18 protein-coding genes are annotated in these 22,207 nt (G+C 39.9%); 1 reads left to right on the forward strand and 17 read right to left on the reverse strand.

Going from position 1 to position 22,207, the window contains the following annotated elements; genetic code table 11:
- Nucleotides 1-151: 151 nt before the first annotated feature.
- A complete protein-coding gene (locus AN391_RS00755; protein WP_055013609.1) occupies nucleotides 152-1,267 on the reverse strand; it encodes a DUF748 domain-containing protein in 1,116 nt (371 codons plus the stop codon).
- A gap of 434 nt (nucleotides 1,268-1,701) precedes the next feature.
- Between AN391_RS00755 and AN391_RS00760 the strand changes: the two genes are divergently transcribed.
- Nucleotides 1,702-2,862, forward strand: coding sequence for a GGDEF domain-containing protein (locus AN391_RS00760; protein WP_055013610.1), 1,161 nt, complete (start codon nucleotides 1,702-1,704; stop codon nucleotides 2,860-2,862).
- Nucleotides 2,863-2,919: 57 nt separating this feature from the next.
- Here the strand turns inward: AN391_RS00760 and asd are convergent, their stop codons facing one another.
- From asd to AN391_RS00840, 16 genes are all read right to left on the reverse strand, one after another.
- Entirely contained in the window at nucleotides 2,920-4,059 is a 1,140-nt protein-coding gene (asd, locus tag AN391_RS00765) for an aspartate-semialdehyde dehydrogenase (protein ID WP_055013611.1), read from the reverse strand.
- A gap of 366 nt (nucleotides 4,060-4,425) precedes the next feature.
- Nucleotides 4,426-7,143 (reverse strand): TonB-dependent receptor plug domain-containing protein, encoded by a 2,718-nt coding sequence (locus AN391_RS00770; protein WP_055013612.1) that lies wholly within the window; start codon nucleotides 7,141-7,143, stop codon nucleotides 4,426-4,428.
- Between the two features lie 95 nt (nucleotides 7,144-7,238).
- A complete protein-coding gene (locus AN391_RS00775) occupies nucleotides 7,239-8,840 on the reverse strand; it encodes a hypothetical protein (RefSeq protein ID WP_055013613.1) in 1,602 nt (533 codons plus the stop codon).
- A gap of 300 nt (nucleotides 8,841-9,140) precedes the next feature.
- On the reverse strand, nucleotides 9,141-10,463 hold the full coding sequence (locus AN391_RS00780; RefSeq protein WP_055013614.1) for a lipopolysaccharide assembly protein LapB: 1,323 nt from the start codon (nucleotides 10,461-10,463) through the stop codon (nucleotides 9,141-9,143).
- 33 nt (nucleotides 10,464-10,496) lie between these two features.
- A complete protein-coding gene (locus tag AN391_RS00785) occupies nucleotides 10,497-11,102 on the reverse strand; it encodes an energy transducer TonB (protein ID WP_171042071.1) in 606 nt (201 codons plus the stop codon).
- A gap of 12 nt (nucleotides 11,103-11,114) precedes the next feature.
- Nucleotides 11,115-11,528 (reverse strand): biopolymer transporter ExbD, encoded by a 414-nt coding sequence (locus AN391_RS00790; RefSeq protein WP_055013616.1) that lies wholly within the window; start codon nucleotides 11,526-11,528, stop codon nucleotides 11,115-11,117.
- 51 nt (nucleotides 11,529-11,579) lie between these two features.
- Nucleotides 11,580-12,107 (reverse strand): MotA/TolQ/ExbB proton channel family protein, encoded by a 528-nt coding sequence (locus tag AN391_RS00795; RefSeq protein WP_055013617.1) that lies wholly within the window; start codon nucleotides 12,105-12,107, stop codon nucleotides 11,580-11,582.
- Between the two features lie 3 nt (nucleotides 12,108-12,110).
- Nucleotides 12,111-13,478, reverse strand: a complete 1,368-nt coding sequence (locus AN391_RS00800; protein ID WP_055013618.1) for a MotA/TolQ/ExbB proton channel family protein — start codon at nucleotides 13,476-13,478, stop codon at nucleotides 12,111-12,113.
- 10 nt (nucleotides 13,479-13,488) lie between these two features.
- Nucleotides 13,489-14,241 carry a DUF3450 domain-containing protein gene (locus AN391_RS00805; RefSeq protein ID WP_055013619.1) on the reverse strand — a complete coding sequence of 251 codons (753 nt, stop codon included), beginning with the start codon at nucleotides 14,239-14,241 and terminating at the stop codon, nucleotides 13,489-13,491.
- Nucleotides 14,242-14,472: 231 nt separating this feature from the next.
- Nucleotides 14,473-15,087 (reverse strand): DsbA family protein, encoded by a 615-nt coding sequence (locus AN391_RS00810; RefSeq protein WP_055013620.1) that lies wholly within the window; start codon nucleotides 15,085-15,087, stop codon nucleotides 14,473-14,475.
- Nucleotides 15,080-16,183, reverse strand: a complete 1,104-nt coding sequence (locus AN391_RS00815; RefSeq protein WP_055013621.1) for a GGDEF domain-containing protein — start codon at nucleotides 16,181-16,183, stop codon at nucleotides 15,080-15,082. The genes AN391_RS00810 and AN391_RS00815 overlap by 8 nt, the downstream gene beginning before the upstream one ends.
- 627 nt (nucleotides 16,184-16,810) lie before the next feature.
- Complete coding sequence (gene fucP, locus AN391_RS00820) at nucleotides 16,811-18,064, reverse strand: L-fucose:H+ symporter permease (protein WP_055013622.1); 1,254 nt, start codon at nucleotides 18,062-18,064, stop codon at nucleotides 16,811-16,813.
- A 78-nt stretch (nucleotides 18,065-18,142) separates the two neighbouring features.
- The gene (locus AN391_RS00825) at nucleotides 18,143-19,036 is read right to left on the reverse strand and encodes an ABC transporter substrate-binding protein (protein WP_055013623.1); all 894 of its coding nucleotides are present in this window, start codon (nucleotides 19,034-19,036) and stop codon (nucleotides 18,143-18,145) included.
- Nucleotides 19,037-19,125: 89 nt separating this feature from the next.
- Complete coding sequence (locus AN391_RS00830) at nucleotides 19,126-19,638, reverse strand: RNA methyltransferase (protein WP_055013624.1); 513 nt, start codon at nucleotides 19,636-19,638, stop codon at nucleotides 19,126-19,128.
- Complete coding sequence (locus AN391_RS00835; RefSeq protein ID WP_055013625.1) at nucleotides 19,638-20,150, reverse strand: YcgN family cysteine cluster protein; 513 nt, start codon at nucleotides 20,148-20,150, stop codon at nucleotides 19,638-19,640. The genes AN391_RS00830 and AN391_RS00835 overlap by 1 nt, the downstream gene beginning before the upstream one ends.
- A 96-nt stretch (nucleotides 20,151-20,246) precedes the next feature.
- Complete coding sequence (locus tag AN391_RS00840) at nucleotides 20,247-22,088, reverse strand: DUF885 family protein (protein WP_055013626.1); 1,842 nt, start codon at nucleotides 22,086-22,088, stop codon at nucleotides 20,247-20,249.
- Between the last annotated feature and the right edge of the window lie 119 nt (nucleotides 22,089-22,207).

Below are 22,207 nucleotides of genomic sequence, written 5' to 3' on the forward strand. Positions count from 1 at the left end.
TTTGCAATAATACTTGCTCATTTTGCGGGGTTAAACGTGTCGCAACCTGAGTTAAAACACACTCAATTAGAACAACTAATAACGAATTTTTTTACCTGCTACCTAAACGTTTTCCCTCTTAAAATAAAGAGCTTAATTAAGTGAATTTGTGTTACTCGTCTTGTTGCTCTTGTGTGCTTTCAAATGAAATCACATTGTCAACCTTCATTTTAAATGCTTCAAAAAACGCGTTTTTTAATACCGAGATCACGGCTTCAAAAGTAGATACATCAGCGTTGTCTAGCTGTCCATCTATGGGCACCCGAGCAGCCACCAGCTCTGACTCGTCGTTTTCTAATAGCGCACCGAGTAAATCAATACTGCCTTCAAAAATAACGGTAAATAGGCCGTCATCATCTTTTTCTATATCTTCACGCCACGAAAAAACACTTAAGTCATGAACACCGGCTTTTACATATCCATTTAAGTTATTATTGTTAGCGGCCAACTCCATTGCGCCATCTATGCCGCCGGCTTCAATATCAAATGGGGTATACACTTTAAAAACAGTTTCAAGGTTTTTAACCGCAAAACGCTGCACTTCAACATTAAAATCAAAGTTAGCCTTATCGGTAAAGGGGTCTAATTTACCATTTAAAGACAACTTAGCTTCACCCATTAGTTGCCCCTCTACTTTTAAACTCGTAACTAAGGTTTTAGAGAGGTTTTGTGCATTGGTAATGTTGTTAATATTAGCGTTTATATTTGATATATAGGTAGGCTGCTCTCCTTCGCTGGTGGCATTAACTAGAGTTACTTTACCTTTCTCTATACGAAGCATATCGATTGAAAACGGTACCAGATCATTGGCAAGGCCTATCCACGTTGTTTCGTCTTTAACTTGTTGGTTTTGTTCAGCGGTTGATGGGTCCTTATCGTAAATAACAATTTCTGGGCGGGTAAAAGCCATGTTAGTGACTAGATTGCCCTTCAAAAGGGCAGACCAAGCAAGTGAAAAATCAAGGGTTTGTATCGCCAACAAAGGTTTAGGGGCTGATGTTGCATCTACAGCGTAAATTTCAACATCGTCAATCGCATAAGCACCACGATATAAATATAAATCTACATCACCAACATGCCCTGTTATGCCTTGGGTTTGCTCAAGTTGCTGATTTACATAATATTGCACGGCATAAGGGGCTATTGCTCTGAGTAAGATTAGCAGCAAGGCAGTAACCACCAAGGCATAAAACCATTTTGCGCGTGAATTTTTAAAAGTTGAAGCCATTATCTTTCCTTATGTGAAGGCTCATACCAATCGCTATAAAGACTCAATCAATTTGCTGAGCGATAGATGTTGCTACAAGCGTTAACATTTTAATTAGAAAAAATTAAATAACGCGTTTTTGCATCGCCGAGAACATGTGCTCACTCTCAAAGAGATAAGTTGATTAAAGCAATTGGTATAAATAACTCGGTTTAAGTAAAAAATACCTGTAAAAGTGAATTAAATACTCACAAAAAGCTGAAACCGAACGAATAAAGGTATATCACAATACTGTGAGCAAAAGGCATACCACGAGGCACAATACATAAGTATTAGCTAAATTCACTCAATACATAAACATTTACAAAAGCGACGGCTAAAAACACCTAACCCACTCGAATAAACTTATAAGCTCAACTACAGTAAAAGATAACTTACACAAGAACATAGACTCTATGAGCCCAATATTTTTTATTTTAATTACTCTTTTGCTAACCAGCATTATTTGGTCTGTTATATTTTTAATGGCGTGGTTTACACTAGGTAAAAAGTCGTATGCTTTATTTTGGGCTGGCGCGTTTATACTTTCTGCATGCCAATGGGGGACTATTTTATTGCGGTCTCACTTCGACTCAGACACCCTCTATTGGATGACAGGGGTCAGTTTATCTATGGGGTCTGTAATTTTGGGAACTTGGGGACACGCTATTCGAGCTCGAAGTCCTATTAATTTAAGGTATTTATTAGCATTAGCTGTAATTACCTTGGCCTCAGTTTATTATTATAAAGCCGTAGATGTTCATATAGGCTTATCCATGTCGTTGTATATTTATTACGATATTTTACTGCTACTGATCAATGCCGTCATCATCATAAAACATAAAGCTAAATCGCTACCTGCCGAAATTGGAGCTGCCATTACTTACACTGTGTGTGGAGTGTGTTTATTTATTGCTGCGACGATTGCACTTATGCAAGGCAGCCAAGTAAACCAAGCTTATTTAGATTTATACACACTCATTAATTTTATCACAGTCCCGACTGCGCATGTCGGTATGGCGGTGTTTATTATTTTTATAATGGCTTCAGACTTAGCCCAAGAAATGCAAAAACTGGCCATGACTGATGTACTCACACAGTGTATTAACAGACGTGGCTTTTACGACATTGGCCAACAAAAAATTGAATCTCAACTTGGCTGTAAACAGCATGTATCCCTTATATATTGGGATATAGACTCATTTAAAAATATAAATGATGACTATGGACACGCCGCAGGAGACGAAGTGCTAGTCCAAGCAACTCAGCGTATAAAAATGTGTTTACAAAAAGACGATATTTTTGCTCGACTAGGCGGAGAAGAATTTGTCATTCTCATAGCTAGAGACTCAGAACTAAAAGCAAAGCAGTTTGCTGATAAACTGCGAGAAACTCTTGCGAGTAAGCCTATTGAATACGAAAAGCAATGCATAAATGTTACGGCAAGCTTTGGGGTGATCAGCATTAAGTCTGTTAACACGCCAATTGATAAAGCAATAGATTTAGCAGACAAAGCGTTGTATATAGCAAAACACGAGGGGAAAAATAAAGTAGCGTATGCAATGCCACTTAACTAAAAAGAGTTAGCAATATGCTAACCCTTTTTTAAAACATACCAGCTTATAATGCAGCAGTTATTCACCATCTACAATAATGCGCAGCATACGACGAAGTGGCTCTGCCGCACCCCATAACAGCTGATCGCCCACAGTAAATGCGCTGATGTATTTAGGGCCCATAGCAAGTTTACGAATACGCCCAACAGGAATACTTAATGTTCCCGTAACTTTAACTGGTGTTAAGTCGGTAGCACTAATTTCGCGCTCATTAGGAATCACTTTAACCCACTCGTTATGCGACGCTAAAATTTCTTCAATTTTTTCTACGCTAATATCTTCACGTAATTTAATGGTCATCGCTTGGCTATGACAACGCATTGCACCAATACGTACACATAAACCATCAATGGGCACTGGCTGTTTAGAGGAGCCTAAAATTTTGTTCGCTTCAACTTGAGCTTTCCACTCTTCTTTAGATTGGCCACTTGGCATTGGCACGTCAATCCAAGGAATTAAACTACCGGCTAGCGGCACGCCAAATTGGTCTTGTGGTAAATCGCTTGAACCCATTTTTTCGCTCACTATTTTATCAATTTCTAAAATAGCTGAACTTGGGTTATCTAGTTGCTCGGCAACGCTTGAATGAATAGCGCCCATTTGTGCAATAAGTTCTTTCATATTACGAGCGCCGGCACCAGAGGCCGCTTGGTAAGTCATTGGGCTTACCCACTCAATTAGGTCTTGCTCAAACAAACCACCTAAAGCAAGTAGCATTAACGATACGGTACAGTTACCACCCACAAAAGTTTTTACGCCTTGCGCTAAACCTTGTTCAATGACATCTTTATTTACAGGGTCAAGTACAATAATGCTGTCATCAACCATACGAAGTGCAGAAGCTGCATCAATCCAGTAACCATCCCAACCCGATTCGCGTAATTTAGGGTAAACCGCTTTGGTATAATCACCACCTTGACAGGTAACAATAATATCCATTTTAGCAAGTTCATTTACATCACTTGCATCTAATAACGGTTTTGCGTCGCCCGCAATATCTGGGCCGAGTTGCCCAGCTTGTGAGGTGGTGAAAAAGGTGGTGTCGATATGAGCAAAATCACTTTGCTGTTGCATACGTTCTAATAACACAGAGCCAACCATGCCACGCCAACCGACTAATCCTACTTTTTTCATTGTTTTTTCCACTGTTTGATTCATAAAAGATGCCTTAATACATTAAAAATTAAAATTCATTGCGTGAGAATTAATTTTTATTAAAACCAATCATATTAAGTTATTAATCATTTATAGCGGTAAATTAATAGCGAGATAACAAGGCATAAATTTTTATATGTAGCTGTTATACATCAAAAATTTATAACGCCGTTCACGTTTTATTTAGCACACTAGAATAACTAGATATTTAAGTTGATTAGTATAGAGCTAACCTACCACCCCAAGCGCCCTAAAACTAGTGAATAAAGCGAAACTTAAATATTTTTCATAGTCATAAAAAAGCCCTGTATTAAATACAGGGCTAATCGGTAGTTAGGTTTTATTATACCCCCTTCCTTGGGAAGAAAATTAAAACTCGTAGCTGTAACTTAAATCAAACGTTACACCTTGCTCTTTTGAGCGCACTATAATGTCTGATTGTGTTACCTCTTGATCTTCATCGAGTAAGTTTTTAACTTTAAACTTAATCTTAGAATTAAAATCAGGGTAATAAGTATAAACTAAATCCAGTGAGTGAAATGGTTGCTCATACGCATCATCTCTATTAGCAACACCGGCTGCTAAAATTCGCTCACCAAATACGTTATAAACTAATGAACTGCTGTGCATGCCATCTAATGAATCGTAGTTTAATTGTAAATTAACTACATATTCAGAGTGGCCCGTCATACGTTTTTTAGGATTAGTTAATGTACCCGCAAGTGCTGGGTCAATAGACGCTTCAGAATCACTCAATGTGATATTACCGCTAGTAAATAGGCCTTCACTTACAAAGGTTAAGTCTTGTAGCCATTCAGCTTCAATACCATAAACTTTTGCTGTTTCACCATTTATAAACGATGCTGAGTAATCTTCATCACCAATGTTTAAAACTGTTTCTATTGGCGCTGTAATATCTTTATAAAACGCCGCTACGCTAAATGAATTACCAGCTTGTCCGTAATATTCATAACGTAAGTCGTAGTTTTTAATTGGGCTACTTTTTATACCTGTGCGACCAAACGTTCTAATGTCGGTCAATGGGTCGTAATATGTAACTGGCACTACTTCACGAAAATCAGGGCGTACTACTGTTTCGCCGTAACCTAAGCGCACCTGGTAATCATCGCCCCCTATATAGGTAACAGACAGTGCCGGATACCAATCATCGGAAATAACAGAGCCTGCTTGAATTTTGTCTGGATCGTAAAAGGTATTTAAATCTTCTTCATCAAAAATAAGGCTCGATGTACCGATAGAAGATTGTTTAAATTCTTCATAACGAATACCACCGCTTATTCTTATCCATTGATCATAAAACACATCAAACGACGCATAACCTGCATCCACCTTTTGCGCAGCAACGTAATCATCAGCATCTGGGGCTGTTGGCTCATTAAAATCAACTAACACAGCGTTATTATCAATAAAATCGTCAGTTAAAAAGCCACTATTATTAAGCGCATCATTGCTACCATCATTTATTGAAATACCTGAGCCACCACTATTGTTTATAGCAAAGCTTGAGGTATTAAATATCCGGGCTCTGTCAGAAAAATCGTAACCAACTTTAAACTCAACTTCCATAGACTCTAAGCTAAGCGGCAACGTTAAGTTACCACCGTACGATTTAACACGCTCTTCCATATTGGTGTATGACATAATTACACGGTTATCATCGCCTGTAATAGTCGAGCCGGCATAGCTGCCATCACTATTATAAGTGTCACGAAACTCAAAATCGGCACTGGTAGGTATATCAGTCGTTGCTTTAGCTTCGGTGTACTGCCAATCGGCACCAATACCAAAATAATCTAAAAAGGTATGTTGGCCCATAACTTGAGTAATGTTCAATTGGCGTTCTTCGTAATTAAACTCATGATTACGGTTTGCAATCCCATCACCCGCAATACTAAACGTAGAACTACCCGCAGGGCTTTGCGAAATAGCAATTTCAGACTCATCTTCATTATCAATAATGTAAAGCTGTTGAGCAGAAATACTGTGCGTACCTAAACGGTATGACAAGCTTAATGAACCGTTATAACTTTCGGTTTCCGTTGTCACTTGCGAATTTTTGACTGTGTTGTAACACGAGTTACTCACATCTTCACTGGTCGCTAACGAGGTTGTACAATCTACATTGCCTTCTTCGTTTTCCAAATCTTGGGTGATAACTGAGCTAAAACGTTCTTCAAAATCCCATTCGTTTTTGTAAGCACCTGCCAGTAAAAACCCAACCTTGCCACCAAAATAGCTCTCTTCAAAGCTATCACCATAATGGGCTTTAATATTATAACGCGGGTCTAACGACTCTTCTTTTAACTCATAATCGCGAGGAAGCGACTTTAAAAGTGCGTTATTAACAGCGGTTGCTTGTTCTGCACGTGTTAAATCGCCATCTTCAAAGCCTTCACGACTAACAATATTGCCAATACTAAAATCACCACGGTATGTTGAAATAGCCTGTGATAACTCACTTGGAATGCCACTTTCGTTACGATTGTAGGTAAAGCCATCACTTGATGCCGTATCGTAACCTGCACCTACTTCAATGCCTGCGGTAAATTCACTCGGGGCGGTTTTAGTTCTAATATCTATATTACCGCCACCAAACGCTGCTGGCATGTCTGGAGAGTAAGCTTTTTGAACAGCCATACTTTCAATAATACTGGCAGGGAAAATATCCAGCGGAATAACGTTACGGGTTAAATCTGGGCTTGGTATGTAAGCGCCATTTAAACGCGCACTAGAGTAACGCTCACCAAGGCCCCTAACGTAAATAAACTTACCATCAACAAGTGTTAGGCCTGTTACTCGACGAAGCGCAGATGCTGCATCACTGTCGCCCGTGCGTGATAATTGTTCAGAGCCTAAAATATCGGCAACAAAGGCTTGATTTTTACGTTCTTCTACAACTGCCGCAGCGCTCCCTTGTAAACGCGTACCTACAGCAACAACTTCTTCTATTTCTTGTTCGTTTGTTAACTGTTCATCGGCTTGTGCAGCAATTAAGCTAGTCGAATGAGCGACTAAACCTAAACTAATTGCCCAGGTAATATGATTGAGTCTATGCTTTTTAGACATGAGATAATCCTAATCAGGTTATACAAAAGAGGCGCCTGACGCTTAAATAACAAGCCACAAGGCGCCTTTAATCAGAGGTTATAATGGGGTGCTATTTAGTCAGCATTTGCTGCTGTAACAGCCGCTTCAACCCATTTATACCAGCTAGAGTCTGTATCCTGATCCGATACCGCACCAATGTAGTTTACGCTTTCAAAAAATGAATCGCTTGTGCTTAAGTCTGTTGCTGTAACCGTTACTTCGCTCGCCGCGGTGTTCGTTGCAAAACCGTTATCTGCAAGTACTGCAACATCATCAGTTAAGATTTGGTTAGCACCATCATTTTCAAACCACGCTGTTTTTGTTTGACCTTCTAATGGGCCGCTTGCAAACGTATCTGTATCAGTAAAGTTTGCAGAACACGCCATTACAGAGCTTGTGAATGAGATTTTATCTGCTTGTGCTTCACCATCGCCCGAGAACTCAATACATTGCGTGTTAGTTGCGTTTTGCTTAACGATAACTGTGTTGTAAATGCTTGAATTAAATTGGTCATCAAACTTGTAAGCTTGTGAAGGGTCGTCATCACGTACCGAGTTACCATCTGTAGTTACAACCGTTACATTGGCCACCGTTGGGTTAGATGGAGACACTTGATCGGTAGAAGAACCTTTAACACCATCAGACTCAAAGCCATTGTTACCCATGTTAACTACAGTGCCGTCATTTAAAGTTACAGTACCGTGTTGAACAAATAAGTACTGAGCTTTACCTTGCCAACCTGCGTCAAAGTCAAACGAATCATCTTGTGTATCTGTTACCGCTACGTGTTTAAGCGTTGTAGCACCGCCAAAAATTTCAATACCGTCATCAAAACCTTGGTGAATGTGTAGGTAATCAAACTCAGAACCAGAGCCAACTGCATTGAGTGTTAGTGAATTCAAATCATCGCCTTCACCACCAACGCGAGGGCCTGAACCTGCGTACCAAATTTTAGCCCATTTAATATTACCGCTAGAGTCTGCATTATCGTTACCACCAAAGTAACTTGTAATACCTTCAGAGGCTACGTTACACGTACCACCGTCACGCTCTGCATCAGTACATTGGTCAGTAATGCCGTTACCATTAATGATGATACCGCCCCAATCTGCGTAGCGTGCGCCTTCGCCTGCTGTATCAAAACGGTCAAACGCGTTTGCAGAAGTAAATACAACCGGCTTTTCTTCAGTGCCTACTGCTTGAATTTTTGCACCACGTGCAATGCGTACAATTGCTTCACCTGAGCCAAATGCTAAAACGGCACCTGGTTCAACAGTCATTGTTGGACCATTTGCTGGTACTTCAAAGCCATCTACAGTGCTGCCGTCTTCGCCAATTTGTAATGCATCTTCAAAAACGTGAACACCGCCATCAGGTAGCTCAGCGAAAGTAATGTTGCTTGTGATAGAAATTGTTTTACTTGCAAACGAGTCGTTGTATAAACAATCAATGCCACTTACTACGCCTGTTACCGTACCTGCATCTGATTCGTAGCTTGCACAAACAGTTTCTTCTTCAGTTGTTGAACCAGTTGTATTGTTTGAATTATTAACACTGTTATCTGTTGTTGAGCTGTTATCGTTTACAGTAGGTGTAATTTCGATATCGCCACCACAGCCAGCTAGTGTCATTGCAGTTGCTACTAGGCTGACCTTAAATAAATCAGATAATTTCATTGTTCACTCCGTTAAAGTATTTAATTATTTTGTTAGTGCATTAAGTAAAAACTTAAGTCACTTTAAGGCACGATACTCATGCATTAAGGTGACCTGAGTTATCGGATGCAAATAAGATACTGCAGGGATATGACAAAGCAGTTACACTTTAGTAACCATAAGATGACAATAGTAATTAATTAAAATTCAAAAACTTAAATATTTTAGCAACGAAAAAAACCGCCCTAAGGCGGTTTTGGTGTTGCGATTATGAAATAGTTTTGCACGCGTTACTTTTTAATGAGTAAAGCGCTTTAAAATTTACAATAAAGCTGTTTTGAGAGTTTCTGCATGCACTTTTTCACGCTTTACATATTTGATCCACTGTTGTGCCAAACGCTGAGATTTTTTATGTTTTTCAGCCTGTTCAAACGCTAAAATTGACGCATCAAAATTTTGCATGTTGTACTGCGCCATACCTAACGCAACGTAAGCATTTGATTCAAAATCAAGACCGCCTTTATCAAGCGCTTTACGCGCAGCATCAGCGGCTTCTTCGTATTGCTCGGTGTTAACGTAAACTTCAGCTAGGCGTTGATCGTACTTACCATGCTCTGATAGGTCAGCCGCTTTTGCAAAGTAGCTAATCGATTTTTCATCTTCTTTAGCTTGAATCATGGCCTCTGCAATAAAGGCATAGTTTTTCGCTGATTTTTCTACAAGGCCTTTTTCTATCGCATCACTCATTGTTTTAGCTGCTTTATATGCCAGGCCGTTATAAAGGTAAGTTTGCGATAACTGCCTCAAGTCAGACTTGGTTTTTAAAAAGCCTTGTTGATACGCCGCTTCTATTACGGCGAGTTGCTCTTTTTCTTTGCCGGTTTCTCCGTACATACCAGCTAGCTGAACCCAATACTCTGGTTTATTGTATAGCTTCACCATACGTTCAAGTACAGCGACTACTTTGTCAGTTTGATTAAGTGAGTAATACATAGCACGTTGTAATACAAGCCAGTTTTCTTTAGGGGTTTTACCTTCGCTGTCACTAAGCGCAATCACTTGATTGATGTACTCAAGCCCCTTTGAGTATTCTTTTAACTGGTAGTAAGTTTGCGCTCTAAGTAGGTAATACCCTTCAGTAATCGGTTTGGTATTTATTTCATCCCACTTATCTAAAAACGCAATTACCTTTTTATACTCACCATTCGCCATTGCAAGCTGCGCTAAGCTAAACGTGGTGCTTAAACGTAATGATTCAGGAATAGCCTCCTCGGCTACCACTTTTTCAAACGAGGCAATCGCTTTTGGCAAATCATTTTCGTTGTAATAAATAAAGCCGTAAAAGTTATGCATCATCGCAATTTCGTACGAGTTCATACTAGACGCTCGCTCTTGAATGCTATCAAGTGCTTCAAGGCCGCCTTTTACATCGCCCTCGTCGGCAAGCTTTTGCGCACGAGCGAGCTGGCTATATACCTTTTCGCGCAGTGCGGGGACACGTTTTGTTTTTTGCTCAGCATGGGCAATGGCTACGTTTAGCCCAGGCATAAGGCTGAGTGTACTTGGCACCACAATACTTGTACTCACTGCAGCAGTACAAAATAACGTTATTTTTAAAAATTTAGCTGTAGGTAGTAATTTCATAATCGCCTCGCTATTTCATCCAATTAAGATATGTTAACCATTAATTTGGAATGATATTTTGTTTTGAACACCGGCTACTTCAACGGCTTCACCATTTACTACACGCGGTTTATATTTAAATTTAAGTGCAGCATCCATCGCAGCTCTATCAAAGAGTGACTCGGGAACCGCTTTTACTACTTGAGGGTCGCGCACTGTGCCTTGCTTAGTTACTGTAAATTCCACAATGACATAGCCTTCAATACCACGCGATAACGCACGACGCGGATACACAGGGGCTACTTTTACAATGGGTAGGTATTCACCATCACTTGTTTCAAGCGCTAATCCACCTGCTAAATCAACATCGCTGCTTACATCGGCACCAAAATCAAAATTATTGCTGGCCGCGTTTGCATCATTATTTTGCATTTGCGGTGACTCCATAGGCGGTGGTGGCTCTTTTGGAGTGGGTGGCTTTTGTGGTTTACGTTCTTTCTTTTGTACGGTTTCTTCTTTTTTCAAACGTACAAAGTCTAAAACGTTTCCTTTTACTGGCTCCGACATGGCACCTTCACCACCGGTGATCAGTGCCTGCATGCCCAAAAACAGCATAAAGGTCACTACACCCGCCACTATTAATGCTACTAAATATCGCAACATGACTAACCCTTAAGACGCATCTTGTGCAGCAATTGACACATCAAATGCACCCGCAGCACGCGACGCATCCATTACTTTTATTAACATATCAGTGGTGGCTTTTTTATCAGCCTGAATGACCACGCTCCCTTGTGGGTTTTCAGCTTTTAAGCGCTCAATATTCGCTTGCACTGCACGTACATCGATTTGACGTTTATTAATCCAAATTTCGCCCTTATCAGAAATAGCCACTAAAATATTAGCGCGTTCTTTTTTAACCGCTGTTGCGGCTTCTGGGCGGTTTACATCAATACCGGCTTCTTTTACAAATGAAGCGGTAACAATAAAGAAAATAAGCATGATAAATACAACGTCTAGCATTGGGGTCATGTTAATTTCTTCTGCGTCATCTTCTTGAAATAGATTTCCTAATGGGGCTCTCATCATTATTCTCCTAGGATGAGCGACTCTATAAGCCGCTTATCAAAATATTACTTAATGGTCTAAAACCATGCTGTCTTGTAGTAGTTCAACTTCGCGCTTGGCTTTGCGCTGTAAAAACGTAGAGGCAAATACACCCGAAAGTGCACCCACCATACCTGCCATGGTTGGAATAGTGGCTTTAGAAACACCTGATGCCATAGAGCGCGCACTGCCCGTACCGGTAATAGCCATTACATCAAATACTTCAATCATGCCGGTTACTGTGCCTAGCAGGCCAAGTAGCGGACACAATGCAACCATTACATTTATCAGCGCTAAGTTGGTGTCTAAACGCATTGAGGCACGAGAGATCATTGCCTGGCGAATTTGTTCAGCATTCCAGCTATTGCGCTCAGCACGGTTTTTCCACTGCGCTTTTAGCTTTTGCTTGTAACGACTAAAACCTTTGAAAAAATATATAAATCGCTCGAGTATCAATAACCACATCGCGAAGATTAACACCCCGATGACCAAGAGGACTTGGCCACCAGTGTCGAGAAAATCACGGATAGCATTGATTGAGTCAATCAATAGCACCATGGTTTATGCTCCCTTCTCGCTTCGCTGTGCGATAATACCTGCGCTTTGCTCTTGAATAGTAAGCAAAATGTTTTTAGCGCGGGTATTAAGTAGGGTATATAAAAATACCGTAGGAATTGCGACAACTAAGCCTAGCACCGTTGTTACCAATGCTTGCGAAATACCACCAGCCATTAGTTTAGGGTCGCCTGTACCAAATAATGTGATTGCTTGGAAAGTGTTGATCATACCGGTAACGGTACCGAGTAAACCTAGCAGCGGTGCCACTACTGAAATAATTTTAATAAGCGTTAAATTACGCGTTACTTTTGGCATTTCACGTAAAATTGCCTCGCTTAATTTAAGCTCTAATGTGTCGTGGGCCACATCAGGAAACTGATCTTTTACTTTCATTACGCGGCCAAGTGGGTTGTCATCGCGTGCTACATCATCTTTAAGCTGACGACGTACTTTACCGCCAATAACCAGTAATGAGAAAAAACGCTCAAGTGAGATAAGTAAAGCAATGACACCTACACCCAAAATAACATAACCGACTGTGCCACCTTGATGTACACGCTCTTGCGTATCGGGTGCTTGCACTAATAAGCCTAAAATTGAGCCACCGGTTGGGTCAAGCGCAAACTGTACAACACCGCTTTTAGCATTTTGTAACTCTTCAGCAGTTGCAGTAAAACGTGCTACAGGCTGGCGATTTAACTCGCTTAAGGTATTTGTTACTGGGTTAAATTCTAGGTATTTACCGTTAGAGATTAAGTTAAAAGCACCTACACGCACCACTTCTTGTTGTGCTTTTTCACCACCTTGTACAATTACATCGGTAGTAAAGCGACTAACTTTGCCTTGCTCTGTCATTTCGCGTTGTAGCTCAAACCATACTTTTTCAATATCTTCGATAGAGGCAAGCTTTGAAGTAGAACCCATTTTTTGAGCAAGCTCATCCATAAAAGTACTACGCCCCGCAATTTCAGCTGATACCACAGAAGTTGCAAACTTATTGCTAGAATCCCCTGCAACTTGCTGAAGCACGCCAAATAGCTCTTTTAAAGAACCCATTCGTTTAGACAGTGTATCTGTTAGGTTAGCAAGTTTAATTTCGTTTTCTTCAAACTGTGTTTCTAAGCGCTCAGACTCGCCAAGCATTTGATTACGCTTTGCTTGTATATTGTTAAGCATTTGCACTTGTTCGTTTTGGCGCGCCATAAATTCTTGTTCGCGTTGCCTGTTTTGCGCGCTTTGAGCCGATTTGCCTTCTTCAAGTGTTTTTAATAGTGAGTCTAAATTAATAGGCTCAGCTGCCACACTTGCGCCTGCAAAGCTTAGGCTTGCAGCAAAAAGGGCCATTTTTGTCATTTGAGTAAACAGTTTCATCTTCAACCTCTTATTCTGCTGCGTGTACTGGCAGAGTTAACATATCTGGGGCAAGCTGCTTACGCGCGATGCGTAAACCTTTATTAATTTGACTAATTGTGGAATCTGGTAAAGTAGAAAACGACTTAGTGTCGTTATCCCAACTACCAGCTTGCTTACCATCACGTGTTAAATAAATAAGCTCTAAGCGGCCAATGCGTAAAAAGTCTACTTCACGCTCTTTACCATCTACCGTTAGCAGTGAGGTGTAGGCTTCAATAGTGCGTCCATAATCAACTTCTACTTGGTATGCTTCTAATACGCGGCGGAATTTTTCGCTTGAGTTAATATCTGCACGGTCCATCATGGTGTTTAAAGAGCGAATACGCTCAGTGCGCTCTTCTTGCAAAAATGGCACATCAAGGGCTACAAATTGCTCAAGCCCTTCAATCATGCGCAGCATTAGTGGGGTGATCTGGCGTTCAATAATAGAGACTTGATCCATTGATAGATTAAGTGACTCCATTTCTTCAATTTGATTATTTAACTGTTTAGTTAATTGCGCGTTATAAACAGTTAAGCCATCGATTTCTTTATTGAGGACTTTAAACTGTTGAAGACGTCCTTGCATTGAATCAGCAATCTTGTCTATTTTTGTTTGTGATTGCGCAGCTGATTTATTTATTTCACTGCTTTTATCGATAACCTTTTCTAAATCATTGGCATGCACTGCAGCACTTGCTGCTACAATACCTGCTAAGATCAATGGTTTAACGCCTTTCATCGCATACACCTTTACTCGTTAATTAGCGGATTTGCTAGTTTGTTTTTTTAGCCTAAACTGACTTCTTTTAGGCTAAAGATTTTCAATGAGTGAAATTGTATAGAGGAATAATGACAGGCATGTTGCGCAAAAAAGTCTGTTTTATTACAGCTGTAACAAAACAGACTCACTGCGAGTATTGAGGCGATATATACTGGGTAAAACAGTAAATAGATGTAACGTGTTAGCCCATTAGGCCAATAAACTATTAATCGTGTTTAGGGTTTGCTGATGGTCGGTGTAATTTATTTTAATTGCAATGGCTTTATTATCAGTTATTAATACTAACGAAGGAAAGCCTTGTATTGGCAAACTTGCATTAAATGCTAACTCCGCATGTAATTTCTGATTCAAAGCCTCTGAGTAAAGCTCTTCAAAAAACTGTTGTTTATCTAAGCCGATTTTTTCAGCTAAGGTAATGAGGGTACTTTCATCAGATGGGTTTTGAGCATGCAGATAATAAGCATGTTGAATTGCCTCTATCATTTGTGGCTCTTTATTATGCGCTCTGGCAATAATTGCTGCTCTGCAGGCTGGATAAGTCGAGCGCCTTGGCTGACAAACCTGCCAAAAATCAAAATTAAACTGTGTTCCCAACATCGCACTAATTTTATGCCACGTGCTTTGGAGCATGGCGCGCATATTTTCTGGCATCGGCTCTTGGCTATCTGGCGCAAGCCCCCCTACTCTGTATTCTATTGTCAGCTGCGAAGACAGCCCAGCTTTTAGCTTTAACCACGTTGGTTTATAGCCCCAACACCAACTGCACATAGGGTCATGTACATAAATAAGTTTAGTTTTACTCATAGGGCTCCTGCGTGTGTTTTGATACAACTCGATTTCGGCCTCGCTCTTTGGCAAGGTATAAGTATTCATCTGCCTGTTTAAGTGCTGCGCTAAAATGTTCCACGTTATCCACCTGTGCCACACCTATACTACAGGTAATAAATACCCGCTCATTATCATCTGTTAAAATAGCTTGCTTTGCGACACACTGTTTAAAACTATCGGCTATTTTTGTAGCTGCTGAGGCCGTTTCCTTAGGTAAGATAACCACAAATTCTTCACCGCCATAGCGTGCTTTGACTGCAGAGCTTGGAAATTGTGAGTCGAGTAATTTTGTAAACTCAATCAATACAATGTCACCAAAATCGTGGCCATAGGTGTCATTTAGTCGTTTAAAGAAATCCAAATCAAGTAACAAAATAGAAAACGGCAGGTATTTTTCAGGCGTTTTAGCGGCTAATTTTAAAAAGTGAGCAGAGATAAAACGCCTGTTCGCGCCACCCGTAAGCTGATCAGTATAGGCATCTTGCGTTTGTGCAAGCGTTATATCGGCAATGGCCAAGTGGCTTTTAAACCGAAAGTATTCGCCAATAAACGAAAAAATAAATACAAGCGTAAACAACGCTAAAAAACGAGACTTTTCAACGCTACCATAAGCAACTTGCCCAAAATCAGGTCCGTACAAAATAACGCTGCAACACAATAATAAACCTAAGCCAAGCCTACAGCCATGCTTTACGCCTAATGCTGCAAAGCACACCACTGGGTAAAACATAAGCCAATAAAGCGCTGTATTTTCTTTCCCTCCCGTGTAAGTCAATGCCACACACATGATAAATACAATACACATACTTATTAATGCAACCATTTCAAGTTTGGCCGTTTTTATAAAATAAAAAGCGCCACTAATAAGGGTAATGTTTACCGCTATTAACGAAACAGTGAGTATGGGCGAATACACCTTGTAGTTAAACACCACCAACATGGAGATAACAATAATAGCAATGGCTATCATGGTAAATAACGAAAACGCTTGGCGCTGTTTATCCGAGCTATACACCTTATCGATGTTGATAAGGCTTAACCAACTTTGTCCTGACACTGATTTTTTTGCCATATTTTAAACTCTAAACTTTTGAACCACGTGTGCTAAATTGCAACTTAAGTTTAGTACATTCAGTATAAGTGTTTTTTTAAATTTTTTGTGCGATAGCGAGGGCCAAAGCTTAATACTTAAAAACGCTTTTTAGCACTGATTTTTGCCCACTATAACTAATCAAACTTTGTTTCACTGATCCGATAATGGTTTTGTACTGGTGAATAGTTGCCAAACTTATCAATACAATTTTTTGCATTTACACGGCGCACTGCTAACCACTTGTATGTAATTTTTGAAGCAATGCCTATTTAATTGGCCGAAGCCGATTTCGAGGAATTATTTATTGATAAGGCCAAAGAAACAATACGGTGCGAGTTAAAGTTGGGTGAGTACAGCATGAACGCCTTTTTTAATTATTTGTTATAGCGTGTATTTTTAACAAATATTTAAAGGTGTGTCGCTAATAACAAGTTAGATAAGCTCTATTTGAACTTAAAATAAGAATAAAGAACCAGCTATTTGATGATACATATTGAATATACGACAATATTTGCGGTCAAAACTAAATTTATTGGAACGTTCCTACAAATTTGTTATAAAAAAGCGACTGAATACGTATTCAGTCGCTCTTACATACAAGCGTATTTACCATTTTTTAGCTAAACGAACCACGTTCAAGCCATACCAAGCAATAAATACGTAACACACTAGCGGAACAAAAAAGCTTTTCTGTATATTAACAACATCAGCAATGTACCCTTGTAATAAAGGCACCAATGCCCCGCCGACAATTGCCAAACACAACCAGCCAGACCCCTTACTAGTCAATGATCCTAAGCGCTCTATAGCAACAGAAAAAATAGTTGGGAACATAATTGAGTTAAATAAACCAATTGCAAGAACCGCGTACAGCGCAACATTACCTTGTGTAAATATAGTCACAAGTAATAAGGCAATTACCATACAGGCATTAAAAGCCAACGCTTTTGAAGGCGCTATCTTTTGCAGTAAAGCTGAGCCAATAAAGCGACCAACCATAGCTCCGCCCCAGTAGTAGCTGATTAGTGCGGCAGCAGCGTGTTCTTCAAGCCCTGCTATATGCGCTTCACCAAAAAAGTTAACTAAAAAACTACCAATAGCAACTTCACCACCTACATAGCAAAAAATAGCCAGTACACCCATTGTTAAATGGGGTGCTTGTGTTAATGAACGAGTTTCATTAATTGGGTTATTTTCTTCTTTATGCCCTTCTATGTCAGGCAATTTAATAAAGGCGAACACAATCGCAATAATCAGTAAGGCCGCTGCTAACATTAAATAAGGGACTTTTACAGATTCAGCGCTTGCGGCACTGGCCGCTAGTGTTCCCGCTGTACCAAAAAAGAGTATTCCCCCAACATACGGGCCTACTGTTGTACCTAAAGCATTAAGCGCTTGCGCTAAATTTAGCCTTGATGACGCGGTTTTTTCAGGCCCTAAAGCAGCTACGTACGGGTTAGCAGAAACCTGCAAAACAGTTACACCGGCAGCAAGTACAAATAATGCACCTAAAAACAACCAGTATTCATGCACCACTACTGCAGGGTAAAACAGCATACAGCCAATTGAGGCAACCACTAGGCCGGTTAGTATGCCTTTTTTATAACCTAATTGTTTAACCAATATTCCAGCCGGAATAGAGACAATAAAATAGGCGCCAAAAAAGCAAAACTGTACCAGCATTGCTTCAAAGTAAGTTAGGTCAAAAACGCCTTTAAGACGAGGAATTAGTACGTCGTTTAAAACAGTAATAAAACCCCATAAAAAAAACAGTGTGGTCATTGCAGTCAGCGGTAACAGGTAATTTTTATTTTGTTGCTCTTTGACCGCAAATGATTGATTGGTATTTATTTCACTCACGTCATTTTCACTCCATTAACAAGTTGAAAATGATTTTACACGTTTAAGGCATATTAAAAGCACAAAATAATTGGAACGTTACAATAAACCACATTCATTCATTAAGGTTTTTTTGAGCCTTTGTGTTTCGCCACTATTTTTAAACTTGTACAAAGCCGTATTAATATCTTCTAGAATAGATAACCAATTAGGCGTTTTTTTGCTAATAGCAAAGTAGAGGGGGTTAAACTGAATTGGGTGACTTTCTGGTTCAATAGCACTGAGTAAAGCCTGTTTCTCGTTATCGGGTAAAGAGGCATATTTAACCGAGTAAATCAGTACAGCGGGATCGCCTATAATTAAATCCACACGCTCAGCCGCCAGTAATTTTACAAGCTGTAAATCATCAACGGCGTTAATAATAATAAATTCGTTATTATCCATCATGGCATCAAACTCAGGCGTATTTTGATAGCCTCTAACTACCCCAATACGCGAGCCCTTTAATGACTTTAAATTGCCATTAAACCTATCGGGCTCGCCTCTGCGTTTTAAAAAGCCTATATTGCCGCCTTCAAACGAATTAGAAAGGCCAAGTAATTTTCGACGAGTTTGGTGTGGTACGTAATCAGAAGGTGCGGTATCTTCGATAAAGTATTCTGGCATTAATATATCTGCTTTACCTAGTTCAACGGCACGAACAGCTCTTGCCCACGGTACAAATTCAATGTAAACGCTATAGCCAGCACTGTTAAATATAGATACGGTAAATTGATACACCCACCCTTTATTACACAGTTTGTTACCTATGTAAGGCGGCCAATCTTCAGTAACAACGTGAATAGTTTTAGTGCTGTTAGGTACGCTAAATAAATAACCTGATTTATAGCGCTCACCTGTTACAGTGTAGGATGTATCGTCCTGCATGTAAGTCACAGGGACCTGAGCAAAGCAAAAAGGTGAAAGTAAAAACAAAACTAACAATATGCGCATAGTTACACTTTATTTGGAATATTTCCCTAAAGTGTAGAACTAAGTACGCAAAGTAAAAGAAATTTTATTAAGATAGTTTTGCTCGAAGCTTAGGTTTTATCCCACTTCATTTTATTATTGGTATCGCGCGAATTAATAATGGTTGAATCACTGCTCTCTACACCACCGAGCTTTGCTAAACGGTCGTACAATACGACATTACAAGTAGCAGCAAGGTTCATACAGCCAATAGTTGGCACGTACACGACTTCATCACACCATTTTAAAACATCTTTTGGTATAGAGCCGTCTTCAGGGCCGAATAAATAAAATGCATTTTCTGGGTGCTTAAAATCAGGCAAAGGTGTCGCGCCTTCAATGAGTTCAATAACCACAACAGTTGCACCTTCTGGTTTTACGCTTTGTAGATTATCAGTGGCATTTAAGGGGATCCGCTCAACAACGTTTTTAGTATCGGTATGAAATTTTTTAGCGTTTAAATAACGGCTACCGGTAAAGAAAACTTGCTTTGCATCGTAGCAACCCGCAGCACGTAAAACACCGCCTACATTTGTAGGGCTTTTAGGGTTTATTAGACCTATGCTAGCTTTTAAGTTGCTCATTAATCGCAATCCTTAGTGGGCCACTCAGCTATGTATAAATCAAAGTCATCAAGCTTTACGTCACAGTCTTTTACTGTTTTATCTTTAACGGATATACCTAACTCATGCATTTGTGATTTTTCGCCATTGTTTAAAAGCGGGTGCCACGATGCTAAACCACGGCCTTCGTGTAATCGGCGATAGCTGCAGCTTTGCGGCATAAAAAAGATATCTTTAAGGTTGGCTTTGGTAAGCTTTACACATGAAGGAACAAGCGTCTGGCGGTTTTCGTATTCGCTACAACCACAAGTGTTGTTATCAAGATATTGGCAAACAATGTTAGTGAAAATAAGCTCTTCACCTTCGCGTAATTGATCCGTAGCGGTAAACTCGTCTTCATCCTCACTGTCAATAAAAGTGTTTAAACAACATTTTCCGCAACCATCACAAATCGCTTCCCATTCGTTTTGGTTCATATCGGCTAAACTTTTTTTAAGCCAAAACTGTGTATTTGCTAATTCTTGATCAAACATAATTTACTCGCGCCCCTAAAGAGCGCGCATTCTAACGTATTGCAGCTATACGCGCAAAGCCCGTGCTTTTATCAACACGGGCGTTCGCGTATTGTTTTATTTCTGCGTAGCAACCCAACGTTTAATTTTTTCTTCTAAAATTGGCATTGGTAGTGCGCCGTCAATCAGTATTTGAGTGTGGAAGGCTTTAATATCAAACTTATCGCCTAGCGCCTTTTTAACGTAATCACGCAGCTGCTTAATTTTAAACTCACCTAACTTGTACGAAAGAGCTTGGCCAGGCCATGCTATATAACGCTCAACCTCTGCAATTACATCGCTTTTAGCCATAGATGAATTAGCTAGCATGTAATCAATCCCCTGCTGACGAGTCCAACCTTTTGCATGAAAGCCAGTATCAAGCACCAAACGCATCGCTCTAAGTTGCTCATCCGCTAAACGCCCATACCACATATAAGGGTCGGTAAATAAGCCAAGTTCTTTACCTAAGCTTTCTGCATACAATGCCCAACCCTCAGCAAATACGGTGTAGCCACCAAACTTTCTAAAGTCGGGTAAGCCTTCTATTTCTTGCTGTAGGGCAATTTGAAAGTGATGACCCGGTGCAGCTTCATGTATAGAAAGTGTTTCAAGCAAAAACTTTGGCTGTGCTTTTAAATTAAACGTGTTTATATAAAAAATACCGGGGCGTGAACCATCGGGTGCTGGGGCCGCATAAGATGCGCCCGCAGCAGATTGCGCTCGATATGGTTCAACCGCTTTAACAACATAGGGGGCTTTAGGGGCAATATCGAATAATAAAGGAACACGTGCATCTATTTTTTGCTTAACATCTTCATACGCAGTTATTAATGCCCTTGGCGTGTCGTAATAAAACTCATCTGAATCACGTAAGTGCTGAAAAAACTCAGCCAATGGCCCATTAAATCCAACATCCTGTTTTACTTTTTTCATTTCATCTAAAATGCGTGACACTTCACTTAACCCAATGGCGTGTATTTCATCCGCAGATAAACTCAATGTGGTATTTTTTTTAATTTGGTATTCATACCATGCTTTACCATTTGGTAAATCTCTATAGCCAACCGTTGTACGACTATTAGGAATGTATTCATTAACTAAAAATTCACTCATACTTTTATAAGCAGGTACTAATTGCGTCATAATAAGTGAGCGGTACTGCGCTGTGATCGTCTCTTTTTGATCTGAGGTAAATGATTCAGGGAAGTTTTTAATCGGTCCCCAAAATAAAGAGTCTTCAGCACGTTTAACAACATGCGCTGCAAATTGCGGCTGTAGTTTTTTAGCTAAAGGTTTTGGTAAAGAAATACCTTGCTTTAAACCTTCCCCCATTGAGCGTTGAACACTTGCAAGCCAAGCTACAAAACCTTCGCTGCGCTTTATAAAATGACTATAATCTTCGGCTGTATTAAACGGTTGTGCGCTTTGCCCTGAGCCAAAACCCGCAAAGGTATTATGCGCGCCTGCCATTTGATTTATTGGTAGCATGTAAGATGGAAATTGCATGCCTTCCAAATTAAGCGCCAAATCTCGCGCTAGTATTTCGTAACTTAAAAGTGCCTGCCCTGTTAATTGCGATTTATCAATAAGGGCAAGGCGCTGCTGGTACTTTTTATAAAAAGCGGTTTTTTTAGCTCGATTTTTAGATGAAATCTCTGGGGTAAACTTATCGTTGAATTCACTGCGACCACTGTAGGTTGCATTAATAGGTTTAAAGCTCAGTAACTCGTTATAATATTGGGCTACAAGCACATCTAATTGCTGCTCATAAGAAAGCTCTGAAACAATAGCTGCGGGTGCGTTTGACGTGTTTAGCTGTGCACTACTACCTGTGTTATTACTGGTTTGTGTGTTCATACAGCCGCTTAATGCAAACATAACGCCACTAGCAACTAAGGCAAGTTTAATTGATTTCATGATAATCCTTTTTAGTATCGTCAGCCGATTATGCGCATTTAACCTGCGTTAATAAAGTAATTACGATAAATGGGGATTAACCTATTATATTTACACTTTTATATTAGGTTGTTACATTT

The organism is Pseudoalteromonas sp. P1-13-1a, assembly GCF_001401875.1.
Classification (GTDB): domain Bacteria; phylum Pseudomonadota; class Gammaproteobacteria; order Enterobacterales; family Alteromonadaceae; genus Pseudoalteromonas.

Excerpts from the sequence above, each read along its gene's own strand:
- AN391_RS00825 (WP_055013623.1), bottom strand. The coding sequence starts at position 19,036 with ATGCGCATATTGTTAGTTTTGTTTTTACTTTCACCTTTTTGCTTTGCT.
- AN391_RS00805 (WP_055013619.1), bottom strand. The coding sequence starts at position 14,241 with ATGAAAGGCGTTAAACCATTGATCTTAGCAGGTATTGTAGCAGCAAGT.
- AN391_RS00830 (WP_055013624.1), bottom strand. The coding sequence starts at position 19,638 with ATGAGCAACTTAAAAGCTAGCATAGGTCTAATAAACCCTAAAAGCCCT.
- AN391_RS00790 (WP_055013616.1), bottom strand. The coding sequence starts at position 11,528 with ATGAGAGCCCCATTAGGAAATCTATTTCAAGAAGATGACGCAGAAGAA.
- AN391_RS00755 (WP_055013609.1), bottom strand. The coding sequence starts at position 1,267 with ATGGCTTCAACTTTTAAAAATTCACGCGCAAAATGGTTTTATGCCTTG.
- asd (WP_055013611.1), bottom strand. The coding sequence starts at position 4,059 with ATGAATCAAACAGTGGAAAAAACAATGAAAAAAGTAGGATTAGTCGGT.
- AN391_RS00775 (WP_055013613.1), bottom strand. The coding sequence starts at position 8,840 with ATGAAATTATCTGATTTATTTAAGGTCAGCCTAGTAGCAACTGCAATG.
- AN391_RS00810 (WP_055013620.1), bottom strand. The coding sequence starts at position 15,087 with ATGAGTAAAACTAAACTTATTTATGTACATGACCCTATGTGCAGTTGG.
- AN391_RS00795 (WP_055013617.1), bottom strand. The coding sequence starts at position 12,107 with ATGGTGCTATTGATTGACTCAATCAATGCTATCCGTGATTTTCTCGAC.
- AN391_RS00815 (WP_055013621.1), bottom strand. The coding sequence starts at position 16,183 with ATGGCAAAAAAATCAGTGTCAGGACAAAGTTGGTTAAGCCTTATCAAC.
- AN391_RS00840 (WP_055013626.1), bottom strand. The coding sequence starts at position 22,088 with ATGAAATCAATTAAACTTGCCTTAGTTGCTAGTGGCGTTATGTTTGCA.
- AN391_RS00780 (WP_055013614.1), bottom strand. The coding sequence starts at position 10,463 with ATGAAATTACTACCTACAGCTAAATTTTTAAAAATAACGTTATTTTGT.
- AN391_RS00800 (WP_055013618.1), bottom strand. The coding sequence starts at position 13,478 with ATGAAACTGTTTACTCAAATGACAAAAATGGCCCTTTTTGCTGCAAGC.
- AN391_RS00835 (WP_055013625.1), bottom strand. The coding sequence starts at position 20,150 with ATGTTTGATCAAGAATTAGCAAATACACAGTTTTGGCTTAAAAAAAGT.
- AN391_RS00760 (WP_055013610.1), top strand. The coding sequence starts at position 1,702 with ATGAGCCCAATATTTTTTATTTTAATTACTCTTTTGCTAACCAGCATT.
- AN391_RS00770 (WP_055013612.1), bottom strand. The coding sequence starts at position 7,143 with ATGTCTAAAAAGCATAGACTCAATCATATTACCTGGGCAATTAGTTTA.